This window comes from Desulfosporosinus sp. Tol-M2 (assembly GCF_059735615.1).
This window is the reverse complement of the sequence record NZ_JCAIJG010000065.1, coordinates 1-21,700: the sequence shown is the minus strand read 5'-3', so window position 1 is coordinate 21,700 and position 21,700 is coordinate 1. Positions and strand designations below refer to the sequence as shown.

Below are 21,700 nucleotides of genomic sequence, written 5' to 3'. Positions count from 1 at the left end.
AACTTTATATTTCTATATTGAGATGGGGTAGTTCTTTGTTGCTTTTTTTAGCCTCCCTTCAATGCTCTAATGAAAAATTTATTTATTTAGGGTATTGACATATTACCGAAGGACTTCTTAACCAAGCCCGGTACACCCCTTTTTTCCCCCCTTATCATGGAATGGACAGGCGAGCTATTTGCTAATGCCACACTTTGTGTCTTTGAATCAATTATTACTACTCCACTCCCAAAGCCTTAAACACTGCATCTTCCGGACTTTGATAAAACGCCATTTGGAATTTGGCAAAGAGTTCGGGGGGAACGGTGGCAATATCCGTGGCCGAAGCCATAGGCAGTAATACCTTTTTGGCACCGGCATCAAAGCAAACTTGCAAAGTATTGGCTAACTCTTCTACTTTATTGATAGTACCGCCCAGACTCATAGAACCTAGGACGATTAACTGGCTTTGAGGAGGTTTCCCGATAGCCCCGGAACACATCGCTATAAAGGCAGTTAGAGTCAGGTCAGGAGTCATGCCTATACCTTGGATGTCTTGAACATGCATCAGGTAATCCTTAGTCTTAGTGCTTATGGAACCACTGATACTCTTATTATTAGCCTTGAAGTAATTAAACGCTGTCATTGTGTTTTCTTTAGCTTCTCTACTGTTCCCCAGACCGGATCTCTCATATTTCCCTGTACCGGTCACGACTTCAGTTTCGATTTTATAAACTCCGATCATCCCCGAATCCCCACGACCAACGGTATAGACATGTCCCGGCTTCCCGATTCCCTCGGGGATGATCTTGCTGCCCCCCTGCTCCGGGACAGAGACAAATTCTTCATTCAGCGTCTCATTGAAAATATAGGAAAAATGCACATCATAAAATTCCATGCCACCGATTTTCTTAAGTTGTTCCTTCACCCGCCGTCTTCCTACCAGGGCATAGCGCAAGATCTCTTCGATATTATCTCTGGTAAACTCTCCATTCGGATAAAGCAGTTTTACTAAACCCGATACTGTCTTGCGAACAGCGATAACATCCCTTTGGTTGAGATTATTCCCCAGTTTAAAATACTTGTCTAAGGTATCCGAAAACGATCGTTTGCGCATTTCTCGAAAGAATTCAGCCAGGTAGTCAACAATAAAACCGTACTCATTCGTTAAAAATTCCGGTCGCATTTTCGGAACTTCCCAACCAGGAATATAGTAGTGCATGCGATCAAAAAATGCCGTGTCTCCAGCCATTGCCCCGGGAAACGGTTCAAACAAATGAGAGGTCTTAATCAGGACATCTACGCTTTGGTTAATGTTACCCACGAAGACCATGGAGGCATTGGCGTTCTTTTCCTCTTTCCCTCGGGCAAAAGAACCTGAAGCCATATAATCCTTCATGATTTGGATACCATCTTTGTCCTTAAACGAAATCCCAGCTACTTCATCAAAGGCTACCACATCCCATAATCCCACCAAGCCGATCGTGCGGGAAGCCATATTGTAAAAGAGATTAGCCACCGTGGTTTGTCCCCCGGATACCAAGATGGAATTGGGGGAAATTTCCTTGTAGACATGGGACTTTCCTGTTCCCCTTGGACCCAGTTCACAGACGTTATAATTATTTTCTACCAGGGGTATTAAGCGAGCCAAGAGATGCCATTTGACGTTTTGTTCAAGCTTTGTGGGCTCCATACCAGTTGAACGCAATAAGGCGTCGATCCATTCGTCTTTGGTGAAATTTTTTCGTCCTTCTAAAACTTCATTAAGATCCATGTTCGGCATCTGAATCGGTGTAACCCCAGTAATGGTAAAAGGGTTTACCCCTTTGGCCTCTTCATCAAAGTAGTAACCCATCTTTAAAATACACCAAATGCCGCCGGTCAGGAGTTTTTCAAACTCCTTGACGTATTTTGGTGAAATCGACACGCCTTTCAAGCCTAAATTGGAGAATTCAGCCTCGTAAGTATCCTTCTTTTCATTTAACCGGACTGTAACCTTATCAATCACCGTGTATTGCCCTAACTCTCGGATCTTTGATTTAATTTTTTCCGCTTCATCGGATCGGACAAAGTTCTCGGACAAGATATTTTTTACGCGGTCTACCCCTTCATTAATGCTGGCTTCATCATCAGTGGCGCAGTACATACCTAATAAATATTCCAGAACATAAACCGGAACATTGGCCCCTTCTTTGATCTTCTTGGTCAGATCTTTCCTAACCACTCGCCCGGCAAAGTATTGATTCAATTTTTGGTTTAGCCCATCGATCATGGTTATCCCCCAGTCCCGTACTCATTAAAAATCAAACTCATTGACAATGCCCAAGCTGATACTGAATGGAATTTTATCATAAATTTTTTTAATCGGTTCTTCCGGATCTTCCAAGACCAGATAGTACTTGTCCAATTTATTGTAATTACTGCTCTTCAAATTAAAGCTAACCTTAAACGTTCTCTCACTAGCCTTCTCGGATATCCTGTCAGCTAAGATGTTCTGTTCATTGGAAATCTTTTGCCCCACTTCATCCGTGAAATACAGCTTAACTGTTCTGGCTACTTTCTTATCTATTAATTTCTCAGTTTGGAAGAAGTCCAAGCTGAAGAGACTGTTGGTGATTTTCCGCGAGGTATTAGTGAGTTTAACATCCACCTTACTGATTAACATACGTTCATCTTTCTTACGATCATTGCGATATATAATCAAAGGGATCACGATTTCTTGAAGACTAGCCCCGCCATGAACATAATTTTGTCCCCCACCAGGAGTTTTGTAGCGGTTATCCCCCCGGGGAACACAAACCGTTAGCCCACAATCTTTGCCGAAGAAGTAATCCAAACTAAGCTTGATCGAACCCGGTAGATCGACTTCTTGATCAAAGATAAGGAAGCGTTTGTTGGTATATTGGGGCAGAGTATCTCCCTTCGTGGTCTTATCACTTTCTGCCAGTGCCTTGCGGCGATAGATGAAACCATGGTCCGACGTGATATAGATATTAGCCTCTGTAAGATTTTTGTTGATCGTTCTAATAGCCCCTTGGATCTCTGCAAAAGCCTGTTCAACCGCCTGAAATGTTTTGCTTTCGTCTCCCTTGTCCCCCACACTATCAGTTACATTATGGTAGATATAAACTACACTTTTCCCTTTGAATGTGTTTCTCAGTTCAGTACGGGTCATCGGAATAAGGTCATTTAATAAAACCACTTCCGAATCGTTAACGTAAGACTTAAGAATCTTTCTTCGCCCGTTCGTATCCTTGGTGCTGATTCCCTCGATCAAGACGTCGTCTCCCTGCATCGTCAATGCCGTGTGGGGCAGCAAAGCGGCCATACCCAATCTGGTATAAGAGGGTACACATCCCTGCATCCAGCGCAGCTCAGTAGAACCCTTGATCTCCGTATTGAGTCGTTGCATCAGTTCTTCGGCTGCTTCAAAACGCAGGGCATCCGAGATAATCACAAATGATTTTTTGTTATCATAAAGAGCCTTCTGGATCGTATCCCGGAAGAATCCTTGTTGTTGGGGCATGCCCTGAATAGGCCAAGAGGCTGCCAGTTCCTCAACCACAGCGGCAGACCATTTAACAGCCAATTCGGTATGATACCAATTGGTATAGAGATTATCTACTTCCGCACTTAGGGGCTTTAAGACATCACTCTGTCGTTCTTGATCTAACGACACGCAAAACTTGCGATACGCTTGGTCCATGATAAAGTACTCTTTGGTATAAGCCTCAAAGAAGGTCAACGCATCTTGCTCAGGTATCCCAGCTTGATATTTCTTCTTGAAAGCATCCATTTCAATCGTCCAGAACATGGCTTCATAATAATTTTCGAATTCCTGGTAATAATGCTTCGTTTTGCGAAGAGAAATTATCCTCTTGTATTGGGCATACTCCTCGGACCCAATGAGCAGGCTGTTCGTCAGTTTAAGAATAATCGAACGATCAGCCGCTCGGAAGAGATCCACCTGCTCATAGTCTTGAATATCCCATTGTTCAAGATACTCCCCAAAGTGAAGATCCGCTTCGATTTCTTCCGCCAACTTGTCGTAAACTTTGGAATCCACACTGTGATGCATAAAATGATCTAAAAACACGACACAGTTAGCCCGCTTAGCGGATACTAATCCTTGCCATTCTGGCGGTAGAGTACGATTCAGAACACTACTAAGTGCGTTTATTATGAAAAAGGTCAGCAAACCTTTTAAAGATTTTTCCGGGGCAAAATATCCATAATATTTTTCAGTCAAATTCCAAAATCCATCGACAACTCCATACTTAACAATGTTTTGCCAGACGGTATTTTCATCCTCTTGTAAGGAATTTATCAGAATGACACGCAGCGCATCTTCAAAATCTGGGGTTGGTCGTTTTGCTAATGCCGCCAGCACCCCAATATTGATTGTTTCTTCGGTATAAGCTTCCAGAGAGTACGAGGCAAAACGAGCATATCGGTCTTTACTATTGAAAAACTTTTCACAGTTCATAAAGAAGGGTCTTAATCCGTTATTCTCGACATGAAGATCATCCATCATCAAGGCAATTTTGTCCGCGATAAACGTCTGGGAGTAGAGCAGGATGTCCAACAACCAATTATTTGCATCCTCCGGTTTAGCGAAAGCAGCATAGATCAGATAATTGGAGTTAGGGTCTATCACTTCAAGCGTATATTTAGAGAGAAACTTATTCGTTTCCGTCAACTTCCAAAGCTTCACTTCGGCCAGTTCCAGCTCATCGACGACCTCCTGGAAGTCCCCCTCAGCGTCATACCAAAAGATGATGTGCCTTTTGGCCCCGTCTCGGCACGGCGACCGGAATTTCTCAGTCAGAGCAGTGTTTATCTGGTCTAGATTCATGATTTCACCTGCGTTTCCATTCCATTAATATCTTTTTGTTTACCTTGTCCATATTCCTCATTGCTTTGGGTAAATTCCGCCCTCATCAGGGAACAAAAAACTTAAGCAGACTGTCCTGCAAACTCAGTAATTTTATTGACAAAATGCTGGAAGCTTGGCGAGCTATTATTTTGTATGTTCATATTCGGCGAAACCTTTTCAGCCCATTCACATTTCCGAATGCCGATTTCCGGATACCCTTTTTTCTTTAAACCCTTCGACATTTCCTTGACAATAGCATCGGCCAGTAGTTCCCATGTGTTACAAATACTATCCTGTATGTAGCCCTCCAAGACAGATGTTTTAGCCTGGGGATAAGCCTCTAGAAGTGCCTGTCGATCTCCAAGGAGCCATGCCTCTATTTCTTCAATAGCGATGCAAAAGGCTGTCTTTGGAGGAATTAAACAAGAATCTAGCACTTCGTTTAATTCATTCTTCAGCATTTTGCAGTCGTTTTTATCTGAATCCACAACAATCACTACTGCACTTTGCTCACCTGAACTCCTACCATACCCTCGTAAGAGCATTGGTAATTTACTGAGCAAGGCCCTTTTTTGGGGATCATTGTCCTTGCTGAGGTTTTTGGGGAGTTTTCCAAGACCACTATAAGCATGAATGCGATATGTTAAGTCCAATGGCAGACTTGCACTAATTTTAGCTAGAATATTTTCTAGTATAATACTACCGGATTGATCTTCAACCAGAATTTCAAGATGCACGTTCTTCACCTCATGTCCAAATAATCGCTATACCATAGGCTTCCTAGCGGAATACCCTCTTCCACGAGGCCATTAACCAGAGAGTCGTCCGATGCCCTACGGATCTTAGAAAAACCATTGTCTTCTTTTTCTAAAATCCAGACATCTTCTGGACTAAGTGCGTCAACAAAGTTCGGACTGTGGGTTGTAATAAAAATTTGTGATTTTGTCTTTTTTTCAGTGGCATGTCTTCTAAATTCCATTGCCAGCGAATTTAATATACCGTGATACAAACCATTTTCAGGTTCTTCGATGCATATAAAGGGTCGTTGGGAAGATTCTTCCAACAAGAGCATATAGGCAAAATACTTTAGCGTGCCGTCGGACATTCTTTGTGCATAAAAGGGATCTTTAAAACCTTTATCGTTGAATTGCAGCAGTAAACGACCGTCATCCGTTTTTTTAGTAGATATTTTATGAATACCTGGTATCTTCGAAGCAATTTTTTCAAGTATTTTTCTTAAGAGATCGGGGCTCTCCCTTTCCATATACTGGACTACATTACCCAAATTATCTCCGTGCATATTTAAATACTTTTGCGGGCCCGCCATAGGGAGGCTTCGTGCTGCATCAGGAGTAAAATAGCATAAGTACCACCCCTCAAGAAATTCACGAAAAGCCGCAATTCTAGGATGTTCCTTTAGCGCACCTAACGTAGCAATCCCTAAATGACGAGAATCCGTCAATTCTACAAGGACCTTCTCAGATTCCTCATCGCCAAAACTATTCCCTTTCCATGCTTTACCTTTGCCTTTGGCTAGATCTAAAAACATAAAAGGTTGTCCTGATTTTTGACCTTTTCTTCTTTGTCGCAGACGCTCCGTCTTGACATAAGGTCTCCCATTTTTTTCGACGTCGATCTCCAGTTCATAGGTTATGGGTCTTTCATCCTTGCCCTCTCGATAATAAAGCTCTACTTTAATAGGTTCACGAGAACCCAAGGAAACGATCCTTTCATAACCACCCCGTTGTTTGAGGTCACAGGCCTCTTCCACTCCATACTTTAAGCAATCAGAAATAAACCCAAAGGTATCAAACATTGTACTTTTACCTACCCCATTTTTCCCGATAACGACAGTAAGAGCTTTTAACGGAGGGGTCTTATTATCATCGGACCATAGTTTTCCAATCTTGACATCCTTTAAAACTCCAAAATTCTCGATTCTAAATCCCTCCACCATACCCATACAAGATCCCTCCTTGTAAATCACTTTAGATCGATTGTGAAATTCTCTATCAGACCAACACTCGATATGTCCACTTATTGATATCTCCTACTATCGATAAGTGGATTATTTTTCTGCATTAGTTCCTTCAAAATCATTATATCCGTAATATCGCAGAAGCTGATAAATATCATCCTCTCCTACGTCACATTTTGGACCAATAATAATTTTTTCTATAATTTCATCTTCATATCCTTTAAAAGATAAATCAAGAAAGGATATAATCTTGTTTCTACTACTCTTAAATTGCATTCCTTGTGGAAAACGTTCAGCAGCATAGTTATCTGAAGAGGAATTTGTATCTTCAAAGTGATACAAATCCTCCCAATCGTCATATTTTGATAACTCATCATTTAATATTAACCGCCACTCCTGTTCTTCAGCAAACTCAGGATTCTTAAATATTATTGAATTTTGAAGTAACACTCTTGATGATAATTCAAAAAAGGCATCACCTGAGGAATAGTCATTAAAATAAATATCTTTTGTCTTTCCATCAAATATCAAACCATATATACTGTTCAAATACTTCTCGGCATAAACTTTTATTTCGTTAGGAGTTTCTTCGTTTGGATATATAACTTTATTTAATTTCAACAATTCATCTTTTTCGGAAATACTTTTCAATACATTAAAATTAAAACCTAAAGATACACCATATCCATCATCAGCATATCCTCTCCATTGGCTTAATTTATCACCATTCTCAGAAAAACATGCCGTATAAAATAAATGATCTGTTCTTCTCATCATTTTTTGTTTCTCATTTTGTACTAAAAACTTTATCGTATCAATATCGTCTAAGCCATAAATAACCTGATTACTCAATATAGACGGGTTTTCTTGATATTGTCGTATTACCTCTTTCTCAAAGTATTCCAGCAGCCATTTTGTCTCCATATAATCGTTCGATTTGCCTACATCTGATAGTCTAATCGTCTTATTTCTAATAATATTTAAAAATGTTTCAACACTGCAGTAATGGTATAGAACGTCGTTATTGACCATAATCTTTCCTCTCTTATCTCTGCCCTGCTATTTCAATTAACTTCCGAAAGAAACACTTAAACAAGACGCCCTATACACTTAAAGAATCGCCATAATTTAGGTCATTATTCATTATTCATTGTTCCTTCTCCTCGGAGCTTTAACGACTTTTATGTCTACATCCTTATGGATCTTTAGCCCCCGGTCGCCTGTAAGAATCACAACCTGGCTGCCAATCTCTGCGTAGAAATCAGCCACCGACTTAATCATAAGATCTCCCATTGATAAATTTCTTTTCTTTTGACTCTTGACATACTCCGGCCAGACCGCTATCAATTTCTTGATTTGCTCGCCTTCCCAAAGCTTCTTCTGTCTGGAAAAAGCAGCCCATGGACTTTTCTCGTCCACTGCTTTGGTTATCACCTCTACAAACTCTACACCACATTCGTATCTTCTTTCAGCTGCTTGTGCAATATGATTTCCTGTCTCGATGATGACCGGAAACGGCAAAACCAGAGTTGCTCCTTTATCCGTTTCACTTTTAATAAACAATTCCACTCTTTGCTTGTCCCATTTGTCATTATCTGGCCCACAAGTTTCTTTTCCACAAATATTCAGCCAACAACACATGATGGAAGTATCTATGATGACAACCTTATTCATTGGATACTCCTCCATTCAGGGAAAGGCTTCTTTCAATTTCACCTGTTGTGCTAAGTTCACCCACTGACCCATGGGCCAATAATTTTGGCAAGGATTTGATATCTTCCAATAAAGTGATTTTACTTGTACCATCCTCGACATCACGATGCACTACCTGAATAAACGGGATCATATCAACACCCAGTTCATCCATTAATGCTGGATTATGTGTAGTAATTAAAATATCAATATTTCGTTCTGTACCAATTTCGATCATGGTTTTCAACAGAAGTTTTGCTCTGGAAGGATGCAGCCCATTGTCAACTTCTTCAATAACGATGAGCGACCCTGAGGGTCTTGTTAATAAGGCTGTTAGAATTCCTAAAAACCTTAATGTACCATCTGACATCCCTCTAGTATCAATAATTGTTGTTCCCGTTCTGCCCCATTTCTCTTCACAATACAGCATTGCATCTTTTTTAAATTTCCCTATAGGTTCTGCCCATACCTTTCTAATTTCCCCTTCTGCCAGGCCAGACACTCTCTTCGTTAATTGACTTTCAAATTTTAACTTTTTATCTTCAGGCAATGCCGCAATCATGCCTGCTAAGTTTGCTGCATTTCTCGAAAGGTGTTGCGTAAAAGGTTTGTAATCCCTCATCAGAGAGGGTATAGGATCAAGAATAAATATTACCTCTAGGTTTCCGGTGACCAGTTGAATCGCTGCTGATACTTCAGGAATTGTCTCATAATTTTTTAATTGACTTATAACTGAGATAAAGTTTTTTAAGTCTTTACGAGCTGGTCCCCCCTTACCTTTATTGACAAATGTAGGTATAATTGGACTTGAAAATTCATCGCTCTCATTATTTCTATAGGCACTAAACAGATTTTTTTCTCTTGGTTTTTTGCCCTTCTTCATAATTTTTATCAATAACTCAGCAACGACCTCTACCTGAGGTTTAATTCTAACCGTAATACTGTACTTGTAATCAATGTTATTATCTTCTTGGATAACTGCCTCTAAGGTAAACTGATCCCCCGGAAACAGCGCAGCATATTCAGCCCCTCCACGGATCGCGCTAATACTACCATCAAGAAACAATCCTCTTTCACCATCCAGCGCTGCCTGCAAATTCCTTCCTTGAACTGCACTATTTAAAAAGGCAATTCCATCAATTATATTTGACTTTCCACTTGCATTTGTTCCAATCAAAACATTCAAGGGGTCTATATATACTTTGGCATCCCTAAAACTCTTCCAGTTAATAAATCTTATCTCTTTGATCATCCTAACGCCACCTTTCGGTTAGATAAATATATCCATATATTGGTATTATCATAGCACGCTGGATTGACATTCTCAATCCTATGGCCTATAAACACAGCACTTTATATCTTCGCCAGCACCTTCGAGAACTTAGCATAATTGGCCACAACCCCATCATCCAGATCAATCTCAATCTGCTGATCGGCCAGATTATGAATCACTTCATCGTATTTTTTCAATTCATCCATCTGCTTGGTTAACACTTTCAATCGTTTCGTCGCTTTGGTCTTTTCGGTTAGCGAGTCTTCCGACACTAAAACTTGATTTAAGCGTAGGAACTCGGCTTCCAGTTTATTCTGCAAGGGATGCAGGTAATCCGTGCGTACCCGGGATACCATACTACTATCATAACGGTGCATATAAACCAGAGCATTAAACCCTTGTTCTTTGCCAGACGTGAATAACCAGTAGATCGGCCGTTTCTTATAGATCTGGACATGATCCTTGTAAAAATCCTTCAAGAAATACCTGCGGATGCACTCTCTGCTGGTTTCATTGGCCTTTCTGCCTAAAGTTTCCGCAATGTAGTCAAGATTTATGGTCAAGGTATTCTCCCCAAAGGTGACTTTTACAAACTCCACAAATTGGGTCACAATATCATCATCAAAATAGGCATCACTTAAGATAGGCAGAATGCCGTCGGCATCTGCCTGAAAGGTTTTGTATTTTTCCGGGTCGAACTTTCCACCGGCGAAGATTAACCCTTCCTCATCAAGAGAATACCTGCCTAGCATACATCCCACGGCATAGGAAATAAAGGATTTAATATCCCGTAATTGATCTGCTTTACGGATGGTGATATCTTTGTCTTCTACTTCTGAGGTGAGTTCGTCTTGCAGGCCGTATATATCTATGAAGATACGATTTATTTCCTCTTCGTTGGCCTGAAGTTTGTTGAATTGAGTTTCTGCGAGGTTTGACCAAGTGAGAAAAGCTTGTTCAACTGTATCAACTTCTTTTACTATCGCAAGGATAGGGTGGGTTTTGAAATCCCATGAGGTTTCGAATGAGTCCCAATCTTGTTTTGAAAGCCAAATGCTTTCCTGGGATAACTTATCTATCTTTTCCAATACTTTTTGTTCCTTAGTTACTATAACAGGCAATCTACTGATATTTCCCACTTGAAAATTCATTGTGGGATTTTGTATTTTTAGAAATTCATAGGCTGATTTCGAACATAAAAATGCGGTTAATAAATTAATATCCTTCTCCGGAGGAAATACCGATGAACCACCAACATCAAAAATGAACCCTTGCGGCGAATATCTGACGCCAAATTTTGATGAACTTACAAAAGACCAAGTAATACCTTTTCTGAAATAATATTCGCTATTCCAACACTCACTATTTTTCTTTTCAATTAATCCTTGTTGTAGTTTCTCATATTTATCTTGGTGAATTTCATATCCATCATTTTCCCAATTAACAACATACTCATTATTTCCATAAAACTTCCGAAAATCACCGCCTTTATTATAAGGAAACCACTTCTTCAAGCTTTCTTTTGCTTCTTCCCTATTGCCATAACAAAAGCCAATTCCGTTAATACTTACTTCATACCATAATCGCAAAAAACGTTTGTTATCAGCTGTTGCCATCCCTTGCCTAGGTTCAGCTATTTTTCCTAGTGGAGTGCCTTCTTCAAAAATCTGTCGTACTCTTTCACAGACCCAATAAGCCATGGGTGATCCTGGTATTTTTTTAAAGGCGCTCTTGAATGTACTAAACCTATTAAAGCTGTTATGGAACTCTATTTCCTTGAGTTCCGCACTATGGTAGTCAACAAGTCTCACATACGTTCCGTTATCGATTTGTATTGAAATATTTCGCAAAATAAATGCTACTGATTGAACTACTTCTCCTCCAATTTCTTCAAAAGCTCTAGGACCAAGGTGATTCATTGAGCTAATGGATACATTATTAATAATTTTTTCTCTTAATTTCTCAAAACTTGATAGAAACATCCAGGTGTGCTGTGTAATCATTGAAACAAATCCATCTTGCAGGCACTTATCTATACATTTTTCTATAAATACTGCAAACAAATCATTTTTACTATCCACAAATTTATTCTCAACATAATCTGCTAGCATTGGATTAATTCCTTTTTTCCCCATATAAGGCGGATTAGTACAAACCACATCATACTTAACACCCATTATATTCGCCTGAAGAATTATCCCAGGCAACTTATCCAGAATAACATCCCGGTACGGAACCTCCAATAAATCTCTTGCCACAATGTTACCTATTTCATCTATTCTCTGCTCTAGAAAATCCAGATCTAGTTCTCTCACATCTAAAATTGACCCAAATTCCTTGGCATCCTTAAAGGTATCTGCTAAATAAGTAATGATCTCCCGCTCACGGTTCTGTTCAAGTTCCATGGCTTCCCTATCCACCAGAATCGATTTTACCTCATTACCCATCCAGTTACTCTCTTGAATCGCGCAGATATTTAGCTTGATATTCTCTCTAAATACCCCTCGGCTCTTGCTCCGCGCCTTCATCATGACGGCAAAGGATGCCAGTTGAGCAGCACGGTCATCTATATCTAAACCATAGAGGTTATTTTCCAAGATTAACTTAGGAATTTCCTCTTCCATATAGCCATTACTCTTATATATTTCATAAAGTACCTCAAAAGCATAGACGAGAATATGCCCTGAGCCACAACATGGGTCCAGAACCTTAATGTATAATGGGTTAAGGTCGGGATTTTTCAGTGCTTCCAGTTGTTTTTGTACTTCAGGTTCCTGTTTCGCCTGCTCTAGGTAAAACTTCCACTGAGTTTTCAATTCTTCGTTAGGATGGGATTCCAGCCATAACCTACCCAAAGAGTTTTCCACCATGTATTGAACAATCCACTTCGGCGTAAATAGTTGGGTAGCTGCCGGGATATTTTCCTTAGAAATCTTTATATTCTTCTTCAGCTCGGCAAAGACTTCATCCTTCTTTTCAGAAATATAATACTGGTACAGCCACCCGATAATCTCGACTTCCATCCAGTCTTCCTCAGGTATAGAAGTCACCAGATCTCGGATGACCGACCCTTCTTGTAACAGATTGCTTGGAAAGAGCAATTCGGTATAATCAGAGATCGTCCCAAACATAAACGGTAAAATCGTATTTAACTCATTACATTGGCGGATGAGTAAATACTTATACAATCCCTCAGAGTCGTTCCTATCTTGAAAATCATAGATTACGATTCGATCGACAGCCAAGTCGACATTCAAGGCCTCCCGGATGATATCCGGTTCCGCTTTGTTTGGATCGATAGAAGATAAAACCCGCACTCCGGTGGGCAGGTAGTCGTTAACCTCCATGAAACGCAAAGCAATAAAGCGGTTGAACCAAGTATAGGCAACCTCCTCCATAACCTGGTCATAGCCTTTTTGCTCGATCTCCTGGATCAGCTTATCCCTTTGCAGCTTAAAGCCTTTTTCCTGGGGGATATTGTTTAGGATGATATGACCTGCTTCTTGCTTTATCTCTGTGATACTCTTGGCCGTAATCCCTATTTGAAAAGCCTTTTGCATGACTTGCTCGATCAGCTTCTTACGAGCACTGACGGCAAAGTTTTTTATGGCGGATTTATTCAAGGTTCTCCCTCCCCTTAAACAAGCCTGACATTTTTATTGTCCCGAATATAGCTCTTCAGTTTATTTCCAAGATCACTCGTTAAAGCGTCCACCTCTGCTTCGGTGGTCATAAGGGGAGCCGATCTAAACAAGTCAGCGATAACAAGGTGTTGAGTATATCGAGGCGGCAATTCCACGACGGGTATGGCTGGGGGTGGAGTTCCATGATCAGGTTCCGGCTGTGGATCTGGAATTGGTGGAGGATCTATCGGTTTGGTCGCCTCTGCGATCGTTTCGAAAGACCTTAACTTCAAGATTTCACTTTCCGTCTTCATCGCTATTGCTTTATAGAAGTTATTGACTGTATCTATTCTTTCGAGCAAATCCTCAAAGGGCTTTTTGATCCGCCTTTGAAAACTGCTGTCTAGCTCAAATTTGCGTAATTCATCCTTCACTTGGGCATAGTCTGCCTGAATTTGGACTTTGATCGGCTGGCATTTTTCCTGGAGTAATTGGACAAAACGGTCATTAAACTTAGCTACTAAGGCCGGTAATTGGATAATCTCTGCATAGGGGTTAGGATTCTCCACGATATTCTGCACTTTATCGACTATTTCAGTAATTTCTTTGTCCAGGACATAAGTCTCATTGTCTTGGTAGATCTCCAGCATTTTAACGGCTTTTGCAAAATGGGGGAGTTGGTTCTTAAAGAAGCTTTTAACTTTTTTAACCTCTTGGCTCACAAGGCTAAGTTCATCTTCCGTCTCGACTAAGGAGGTATAGAATTCTTGGGTAACTTTTGACGCAGAGAGTTTCTTTAAGACCGTTAGGCAGGCCTCTAGGGCATCTTTTCCTGGGTACTTGCCATGCTGATAACGGCTGATCGTTCCGTTGATTGCAGCAATTTCCTTGACCATCAAGTCTTTCAGGCCCTTCATCAGGTTATCTTCATCTTGGGAGAGGGCGCTGTGGTCAAAGACATTTCGTCCGATATTTCTAGCTTTGAGCAAGAGTTCCGGGGAAACTTGGATCCTGGTAATAAGCACTAATTTTTCAACTTCTGTTTTCTTGGTTAGGTAATTGGGGATTTCCCTGTCCGTTAGATCCAGATATTCTGCACCGTACTGCAGCTTGATCTCTTGTAGCTTGAATAATTCAGCCACTTGGGCAGCGATGTCGATTTCTTTCCAGCCATAGGGTGCTGCCTTGAAGTAGTCAAGCAGCATTTTCATGGATACTCGGACGTTTCGTTCATGGTTTCTGCCGAGATAATTATTAAGTTCGTCCAAGGCCAATTGATTGGAGTCGTCTTCGACCAATGTAATTTGTCGGTCATCCTCTGTGAGGATTTGCCACAGGTCACTATTGACAGACACAAACTTCTTAATATAGTTCAGCTTAGTATAGATGCTTTCCACCATCGACTGAAAAGCCTTGTTAATTTTCTCGACGGGTTGTCCGCTCTTAATCTCGATTTTTTGAGAGTTGAGATAGATATCTGCTTCAGCAATCGCCGTAATGAGTAAGCTCTTAACCCGGTTTTTTCTGGTTTTTAATTCTCTGGATTTGTTGTCAATAATCGCGCGGACGGTTTCCGGTAAGCTGATCGAGGCTGTTTTGGTACGGTAAGTTTCAATCTTAAGCACTTCTTCCATCTCATACCAAAAGTCTGGATCCGGCGGAAGTTTTAAGATGACTTTGTCACCACCAAATGATAAATTCTTAAACTCCTGTTCTCCATACTCACTGTAGTGATCGAAGAAAGGGGTAATAAGCCAAATCCCCATTTCTCCATCCTGTTTGCCACGAGGACGATCATCAATCTTTTGGTTAAACGTGAAGTCATATTTACTGTTATACTTGTACTTTTTGTCCAGATAAATATCCTCGAAAATCACCTCGCCGATTTTGCCACTGACATCGCTGGGGTCGATCAGCATATTTTTAATCTCCCGGTTGACATCCTGCTCGTCATCGGTTAAGAAAAAATATTCGTCCCCGTCTTTTTGGATTAGAGTTTCCTGGACCAGCCTTCTGAGGGATTTGGCGATGCTCTCTTTGAGGGTAATTTTATCCTCATCAATTTTGGTGACCATTAAGGTTGCCAAGTTTTCTATCTTGGGCTGAATTTCCTTGACATATTTGATCATGAACAAGAGTTTCAAGACATCGAGATCTTCTGGATGTAGTTGGTTGTTCTCCTGAGCCTGGTCAATCACCCGCCTGATCGAGCCATCCAGAAAAGTTTCGATTGAATGATAAAATATATTGAACGGGATGAGCGTGCCGATTGATTTTTGGCGGTAGGCCTGGGCAGATTCTTGGAAAGCACTCAAAAGGGAGCGTTCCCCTTCTGCTAGATGTTTACCGGAGGAACCATGTTTGCGAATGCCTGAAAACACTTTTTGCAAGAGGTTGAATTGGTACGGGATAAAGGGGTATACCTCGATAAAATCTGTTTTATCGGCAAAATTTTTCATTTCCGCAGCGCCTGAAGTAAAGCTAATAGTATTGCGCAGCTTAGCGTTACTCTCCTCATAAAGCAGACCTAACGTATCCTGAGCTGGGGAAGTTTTCTCTAAAAGACGTTTCTTAATCACTTCATCGACATTACTGCTGGATAGGTTGATCCGTGTATTGAAGCGACCCTGAATTTTCGAAAAGTCTCGTCCTTTGACTTTAGGGGTGACGGAATCAATATCTTCCTGAGACGTGACGATCACCCAGGCTTTGCCCTTACATTTGGCGCCCAGTTCCTCGACAATGGTTTGCAAGTCCAACATCATTTGAGTGTTGTCCCCGATATACTGTCCGATTTCGTCTGATAAAAAAGCGATATGATGATCACGCCCTTTTTCCTCCAGATAAGCTTTGACCATCAAGGCGAATTCTCCGATACTCATGGTAAAATTGTTGTCCTTGTTGTTAAACCATTCTAAGGCTGAATCTTGGGAACAGTGCCGTACTTCCGTCAGAGCGTTGACAATAATGTCCCTGTCAAACAAGACACGCCGGCGGCGGTTTTCCCAAAGATCTCCCGTCTTCTCCTGAATGATCTTTTTGAACGCCTCGAACTTTCCTTCTTTAATTAACACGCTTTCCATATCTGCGACCCAGGGTTTACTCCCGTATAAGCCTTGTCTTTCATAAAAAACCTTAATGAAGACCTTGAGAATGGCGTCTTTTTGACTGCCGGTACCATAGTCACTTTTGGAATCGATGTTGAATAGCACGACGTCAGCGGGGGTTTGTCCTGCTCGTTTAAGATTGGCTAGTAAGAGAGGATCCTGAATTTTACTGTCAAAGAAGCTGACCGCGTCCCTTCCTGCCACTTCTTGGTTATCTAATATGTAAGATATTATTTTTAGAAAGTGCGATTTACCAGAACCGAAGAAACCTGAAATCCAGACCCCCATCTCATCAGTCGGTTGATTGATCCCTTTTAAGTAAGCATCGAAAAAAGCGGCAAAGTGGCGGTTGAGCTCTTTCGTCACCACATACTCATCTAATTCCTGAAAAATTTCTGCTTGCTCTAATTGTCCAACCTTGATAACACCTTTGATATCCCTGCTAATCCGTTTAGCATAAATCTCTTCTAATTCCATGATTTCTCCCCCGATTCCTACTTTTCGATTAAACGAAACGCTCGATAATAATTGTCATCTTTGAGCTTGTTAAATAATTTTAACTCCGCACCGTCATAATTCCCGGGGAAAAACATGATGACCGGGACCTTATCTAAGACGTGGTGTAAATTATTCAGGATGTTATGCGATCGGACCATAGGCCAGACTTTTCCCACTCCCGTGAGAAAGACAATATCTGATCCCTCGGCCTGATCAGCAATCAGTTCAACATAGACTTCAGGGCTGGCGATATCTTGTAAGGCTTCGGCAAGGTAGGTTGAGCCCTGTTCCTCCTCCATCTGGGCTAACTCTTCCAAAACCCCTTCCCTGCGCAACAAATCCAGAATCATTTCGTAAAGGTCAAATTCAATCACCTTCTGGCTGGACTGTTCGGAGTTTAAGGTGCGTTTCAAGTAGGCGATGTGCTCTCGAACTAAGAGTTCGTCACTGGGATCGTAGTCAAATATGTAAAAGCCGATTTCGTTTCCTAAGCCCTTGTTCGCTAAAAAAGCAGGAGACTGGATTTTCTCCAGGATCTTATTTAAGCGTTCTCTACTTACAGACATTACATTCTCCCTCCTGACATAGCGATAATTAGTCTTTGGTCGCCTATTTTTCTCAAATGGACGAGTAATTCCTGTTCCATGCTAGGTGGGGTTAGCTTTTTCTTGCGTGTATTATTGATCAAACCCGCCTCAAAGAGTATTCTACTATAGACCTGCGACAATTTCCGGAGGGTGGATTCCTGCCACCCTGCTACCTTGGAGTTTTGTTCTGCTTTATTGTTAAAGAAGATACGAAAATCCCTAGGCTCTAGTGCTTGTTCCCCAAGCCGTACTTTTTCCAGATAGATTTCTTCAATAAACTCCGAAAATAACCGATTGGTTTTAATGATAGTTATTAAAGCGACAAGTTTGCTGGTATGTAAAGAACCGTGAACTAATAGGTTCAACATTATTTCATCCAAGATTGCTACCCGTTTAAGGGTGGCACTTAGTAGTTTATCAATGCTTTTACTTGTGGCATACTGGAACAGGTTTTCTTCTTTAATTTTAATTTTATTTTCCTCGGGCGAAAGTCCAGCCAAAGTTAGTTTTGCAACTTGCTTCAGTTCAAAATACAGATATAGTGTACTGGCGAGATTTGAAGAGTACTGTGGCTCCACTGTATCACTTCCAATTTTAGCTTTAACTAATATCGTGGCCGTTCAATCTATTCTTTGACCACGAGAGGAGAAACGCGAAATTCATTCTTCCTAAATGTAGCGTGTACAGCTAACCACTGACTAATCACCCACTCCGTAGTCCAACGCACCAGTTCGCCTTTGCTCTACCCTAGTTTAGGTCTCGCGGAAGGTAAGGTGGTAATAACTGTGTCACAAATATTCACTTAAGATATTTATTTAAAGAGTTCGTAAAATTATACTCCTCCTCACTCTATGGTGAGTCGTGCTTTCGAAGCCCAGTAGAGCTCTCTTAAACATTCCACAAATTTCCTACAATTCCTCCCAAGATAGCAGAAATAATCAACGAAAAGACAATAGAAGCCAGAACGTACTGAACGTCCTGGCAATACCCCATTGACCAACCCCATCAAATATTCAATTTGTTTGCCAAGACAGCCACATCGGCGGGCTACGCCCAGATATGTAGGGACGTCCCTATTGAGAACACAGTTCGGAGGCGAGGTGCGGGGAAACTTGTTAACAAGTTTCCGTCGACTTCTCATTTCGGGCCTTTTTCTTTAGCGCCTTTTCTTGACGTTTTTGATACATCTTCTGAATCCAAATACTCACTGGAGCCTTCCACTGTTCACTTTTGTTTGGGATATTTTTGATAAGGCTCCTTGGGTTCAATCCCATTTCTTTAGCCATTTTTACAGTTTCTTCGTTCAATCTGCATTTCTTTTTAGCTTCAGCCCATTCAATATCCTTTTGATTATTGCTAGCCACTTCATTGTCCTTTCCCGGAAATTTATTTATTCCGAAGTGTAATCGTCTTCTTATTTAGACTTAACCCCGACGGGGCTTAGCCCACGAATCTACTGGTCCGAATGGACGGCGACCACTTGAACATCACAAGACTCTGAATTACCCGACTATGGAAGGTTGTGTGAAAACGAATTTCGGAAAATTTTCCTCCCCACTTTCATACCATTTTCACCATGTTCCCACTTTCACAATTTATTGTTTTCAAATAGTCTAATGGACAAAAGGGAAGCTTTAAACCTATAACACAATTCTATTTTCCGTATTGGTTCTCGGAAACAAGTCGAAAAGTCCAATAATATACGCCAAGACAGGACTCTACGCTAAAAAATCTCAGCCTGAATACCTGTAAGGTCGTTTCTAATTTCAAGCAATCTTCTAGTCATCTCATCATTGGATTTAATCATACCCTGAACATTATCGCGGCTCGTTTTCAACTGGGTGCTTATTTCGCCATATGCATCAAATATTCCATTTAACTCATTACTGTATTGGCTTTCAAGGTCAGACACGATATCAATGAAAGACTGCCTGTATTCTAATTGCGCCTGTTGAACTTTTTGCGCCTTCTTTTGATCATCAACTGTTTCTTTAATATCAAAGAATAAAGCAAGGACGCTAACAGCAGGCCCTAAAACCTTAGCAACATTACCGATATTCTTAGCTATATTAACTGCCTGCCAAGGTTGAACTTATATCCGAGTTTTCCACCCACAGCCAAAACAACCTTTTGGATTTGTGATCCAGAGGCTTCGGTTGATTTTATTAAGAACTTTGCTGATGTGGCTCCTTCTTTTGTTGCCATACTAATAGTCTTGCCTGTGATATATTCCATTACGTTTCTAACAGATTCAAACTGAGCACGACTAAGCTTTGTATCCTGACTCTCAAAAAAATGTTTTTTACCATTGTATGAAGAATTTATAGAGTTGAAGAAGTAACTTGCTGTTCCGCTGTTCATCACATCTTCTACTTCAAAATTAAGTTGATCTATGCTTCTTTCGCATAGAGCTGCAAGTTGGGAATTAATATTCTCACAAGATGTAGTAGTCAATTCATTGATATCATCTTCCGTATAATCAATGTCTTCAAGTCCAATCATACGTGAAAGCTCATATCCCTTATCAGTGATTGGCTTAAGTCCACGCCTGATGATATTATGAGAATCTATCGCCACTTGATTACGCTGCTGGTCGATTTTCCTTTCGATTCTTGACAGCAATGAACTATAAGCACGATTTGCATCATCTTCTATTACCTTTTGGGATATTTCATCAATTGAAGCTTTTAAAACCATTACAGGAGTATCCAATTTGCCAAGCAAACCTTTTTGCTGTATGAATGCATTCAATCTTTTAATAAAGTCCTCGAAATGGCTATATTCAACAAGTTCCCTGTTATTTTCATCCACCCCATCTTTATAATCCTTCGCATCCACAAAGCTGTAAGAAAACTCAGTTACAGAATGAGGAACAAGAGCCCTGTTCAATGAAACAGAATAGTTATCAACAAGCTTATTATATTCTCCTGCTTCTTTCGACATCTTGTTGACTATAAGAAACAGCTTTCCTGCGTATCCTACATCGAATGCCCATTTTTCAAAATCCTGCTTTGTATATTGGTTAAACAAATCGCTTGTAATACAGTAAACCAACAGGTCTGATTTCTTTATCATTTCGATGGTTCTTGCATCGTGCTCTGGATTCTCTGTATATAATCCCGGTGTATCGGTAAGAGTAACTCCATTCCAGTTATAATCAGCTGTAAAGCTTGTTGCAATGTCAGAATCGATTTTGATATCCTTATTCGCAGTAAGAGCAGAAATGATTGTTGATTTTCCTGCTGTATACTGACCGATAAAAACAACTCTTATTTTATCTTCTTTGGCGATTGCTTCTAACTGTTCATTCAATCTCTGGGCATCTTCTGCATAACCACCCTTGGTGTATAACTTTAAAATTTCACTTTTGTCAGCCTCTATGCGACAGGCAAGCTCAGTGGTTTTAAATTTGACACTATCGCTCATAATTTTATACCTCTCTTAGTTAATAATACTTTATCTGCAATTATTCCATCAAGCCTATCTGTATCAAGCTTTCCGTTATGCTTTCTTTCGATAGTGATAGTTCCCTTAATAGACCTATTAACACTCAAAACTTCATTATTCACCTTATCAGGCGAATAAGAATCGGTTTTTTGTGATAAGAACTGTAATATTCTCCATGCATAGACCTTATTTATCATTTCAATCTGGGTTTCATAACCTTGTGTTAACTGATCTGCAATGACAAGTGTCTCTTTCAAGCCATTAATCAAATCAGAAAACAGACTGTCAATTCTTTCAACACTTCTACTTAACTCGCCATCAATGTCTGAAATAGTGCTGTCTATCTGCTCCGGAGTTTGTTTCAAAATGTTATCCTTAATAGAAAGATAAACCTTATCAATTGCCTTCTGTCGCTTTTTTTCTTTTGACGAGAATTGTAAGGAGCCAAGACCTATCAATATTCCTGCACCCGTTAAAATCCAACCTACCGGATTTGATGCACCTAAGACAAAAAAAACAATGCTACCAGCAACACCAAGCACACTACCGGCAAGTCTCGATATGGACTTGAAGTCTAACTGCATAGGAATGTTTACATCTCCAACTTCAAAAGATGTTTTTAAGTCCTTCGGTAATATGT

15 protein-coding genes are annotated in these 21,700 nt (G+C 40.5%); all 15 read right to left on the bottom strand.

The genetic code is table 11. The features are described from left to right. Nucleotides 1–217: 217 nt before the first annotated feature. A complete protein-coding gene (gene brxL, locus AC6I5A_RS04610; protein ID WP_497900491.1) occupies nucleotides 218–2,251 on the bottom strand; it encodes a protease Lon-related BREX system protein BrxL in 2,034 nt (677 codons plus the stop codon). A gap of 24 nt (nucleotides 2,252–2,275) precedes the next feature. Continuing rightward, a complete protein-coding gene (pglZ, locus tag AC6I5A_RS04605; protein ID WP_034612307.1) occupies nucleotides 2,276–4,834 on the bottom strand; it encodes a BREX-1 system phosphatase PglZ type A in 2,559 nt (852 codons plus the stop codon). 101 nt (nucleotides 4,835–4,935) lie between these two features. After that, the gene (locus tag AC6I5A_RS04600) at nucleotides 4,936–5,592 is read right to left on the bottom strand and encodes a DUF4276 family protein (RefSeq protein WP_497900490.1); all 657 of its coding nucleotides are present in this window, start codon (nucleotides 5,590–5,592) and stop codon (nucleotides 4,936–4,938) included. A gap of 5 nt (nucleotides 5,593–5,597) precedes the next feature. Beyond that, nucleotides 5,598–6,818 (bottom strand): AAA family ATPase, encoded by a 1,221-nt coding sequence (locus AC6I5A_RS04595; protein WP_034612301.1) that lies wholly within the window; start codon nucleotides 6,816–6,818, stop codon nucleotides 5,598–5,600. Between the two features lie 105 nt (nucleotides 6,819–6,923). After that, the gene (locus tag AC6I5A_RS04590) at nucleotides 6,924–7,865 is read right to left on the bottom strand and encodes a DUF2971 domain-containing protein (protein WP_034612298.1); all 942 of its coding nucleotides are present in this window, start codon (nucleotides 7,863–7,865) and stop codon (nucleotides 6,924–6,926) included. Nucleotides 7,866–7,976: 111 nt separating this feature from the next. Next, on the bottom strand, nucleotides 7,977–8,507 hold the full coding sequence (locus AC6I5A_RS04585; protein WP_034612295.1) for a hypothetical protein: 531 nt from the start codon (nucleotides 8,505–8,507) through the stop codon (nucleotides 7,977–7,979). Beyond that, nucleotides 8,500–9,777, bottom strand: coding sequence for an AAA family ATPase (locus tag AC6I5A_RS04580; protein WP_034612293.1), 1,278 nt, complete (start codon nucleotides 9,775–9,777; stop codon nucleotides 8,500–8,502). Before AC6I5A_RS04580 ends, AC6I5A_RS04585 begins: the two co-directional genes overlap by 8 nt. A 101-nt stretch (nucleotides 9,778–9,878) precedes the next feature. Beyond that, nucleotides 9,879–13,421: a BREX-1 system adenine-specific DNA-methyltransferase PglX gene (pglX, locus tag AC6I5A_RS04575; RefSeq protein ID WP_034612292.1), complete on the bottom strand. Its 3,543-nt coding sequence runs from the start codon at nucleotides 13,419–13,421 to the stop codon at nucleotides 9,879–9,881. Nucleotides 13,422–13,435: 14 nt separating this feature from the next. Then, nucleotides 13,436–17,005 carry a BREX system P-loop protein BrxC gene (brxC, locus tag AC6I5A_RS04570; protein WP_034612289.1) on the bottom strand — a complete coding sequence of 1,190 codons (3,570 nt, stop codon included), beginning with the start codon at nucleotides 17,003–17,005 and terminating at the stop codon, nucleotides 13,436–13,438. A 17-nt stretch (nucleotides 17,006–17,022) separates the two neighbouring features. After that, nucleotides 17,023–17,592: a DUF1788 domain-containing protein gene (locus tag AC6I5A_RS04565; RefSeq protein ID WP_034612287.1), complete on the bottom strand. Its 570-nt coding sequence runs from the start codon at nucleotides 17,590–17,592 to the stop codon at nucleotides 17,023–17,025. Further along, nucleotides 17,592–18,191 (bottom strand): BrxA family protein, encoded by a 600-nt coding sequence (locus AC6I5A_RS04560; protein WP_052167900.1) that lies wholly within the window; start codon nucleotides 18,189–18,191, stop codon nucleotides 17,592–17,594. Before AC6I5A_RS04560 ends, AC6I5A_RS04565 begins: the two co-directional genes overlap by 1 nt. Nucleotides 18,192–18,728: 537 nt before the next feature. Beyond that, the gene (locus AC6I5A_RS04555; protein ID WP_034612284.1) at nucleotides 18,729–18,977 is read right to left on the bottom strand and encodes a hypothetical protein; all 249 of its coding nucleotides are present in this window, start codon (nucleotides 18,975–18,977) and stop codon (nucleotides 18,729–18,731) included. Nucleotides 18,978–19,336: 359 nt separating this feature from the next. Continuing rightward, nucleotides 19,337–19,669 (bottom strand): hypothetical protein, encoded by a 333-nt coding sequence (locus AC6I5A_RS04550; protein ID WP_497900492.1) that lies wholly within the window; start codon nucleotides 19,667–19,669, stop codon nucleotides 19,337–19,339. 8 nt (nucleotides 19,670–19,677) lie between these two features. After that, nucleotides 19,678–21,039, bottom strand: a complete 1,362-nt coding sequence (locus tag AC6I5A_RS04545; RefSeq protein ID WP_034612278.1) for a GTPase domain-containing protein — start codon at nucleotides 21,037–21,039, stop codon at nucleotides 19,678–19,680. Further along, nucleotides 21,036–21,700: hypothetical protein (locus tag AC6I5A_RS04540; RefSeq protein WP_034612275.1), on the bottom strand; the 665-nt coding region annotated here is incomplete at its 5' end. The genes AC6I5A_RS04545 and AC6I5A_RS04540, both read right to left, overlap by 4 nt.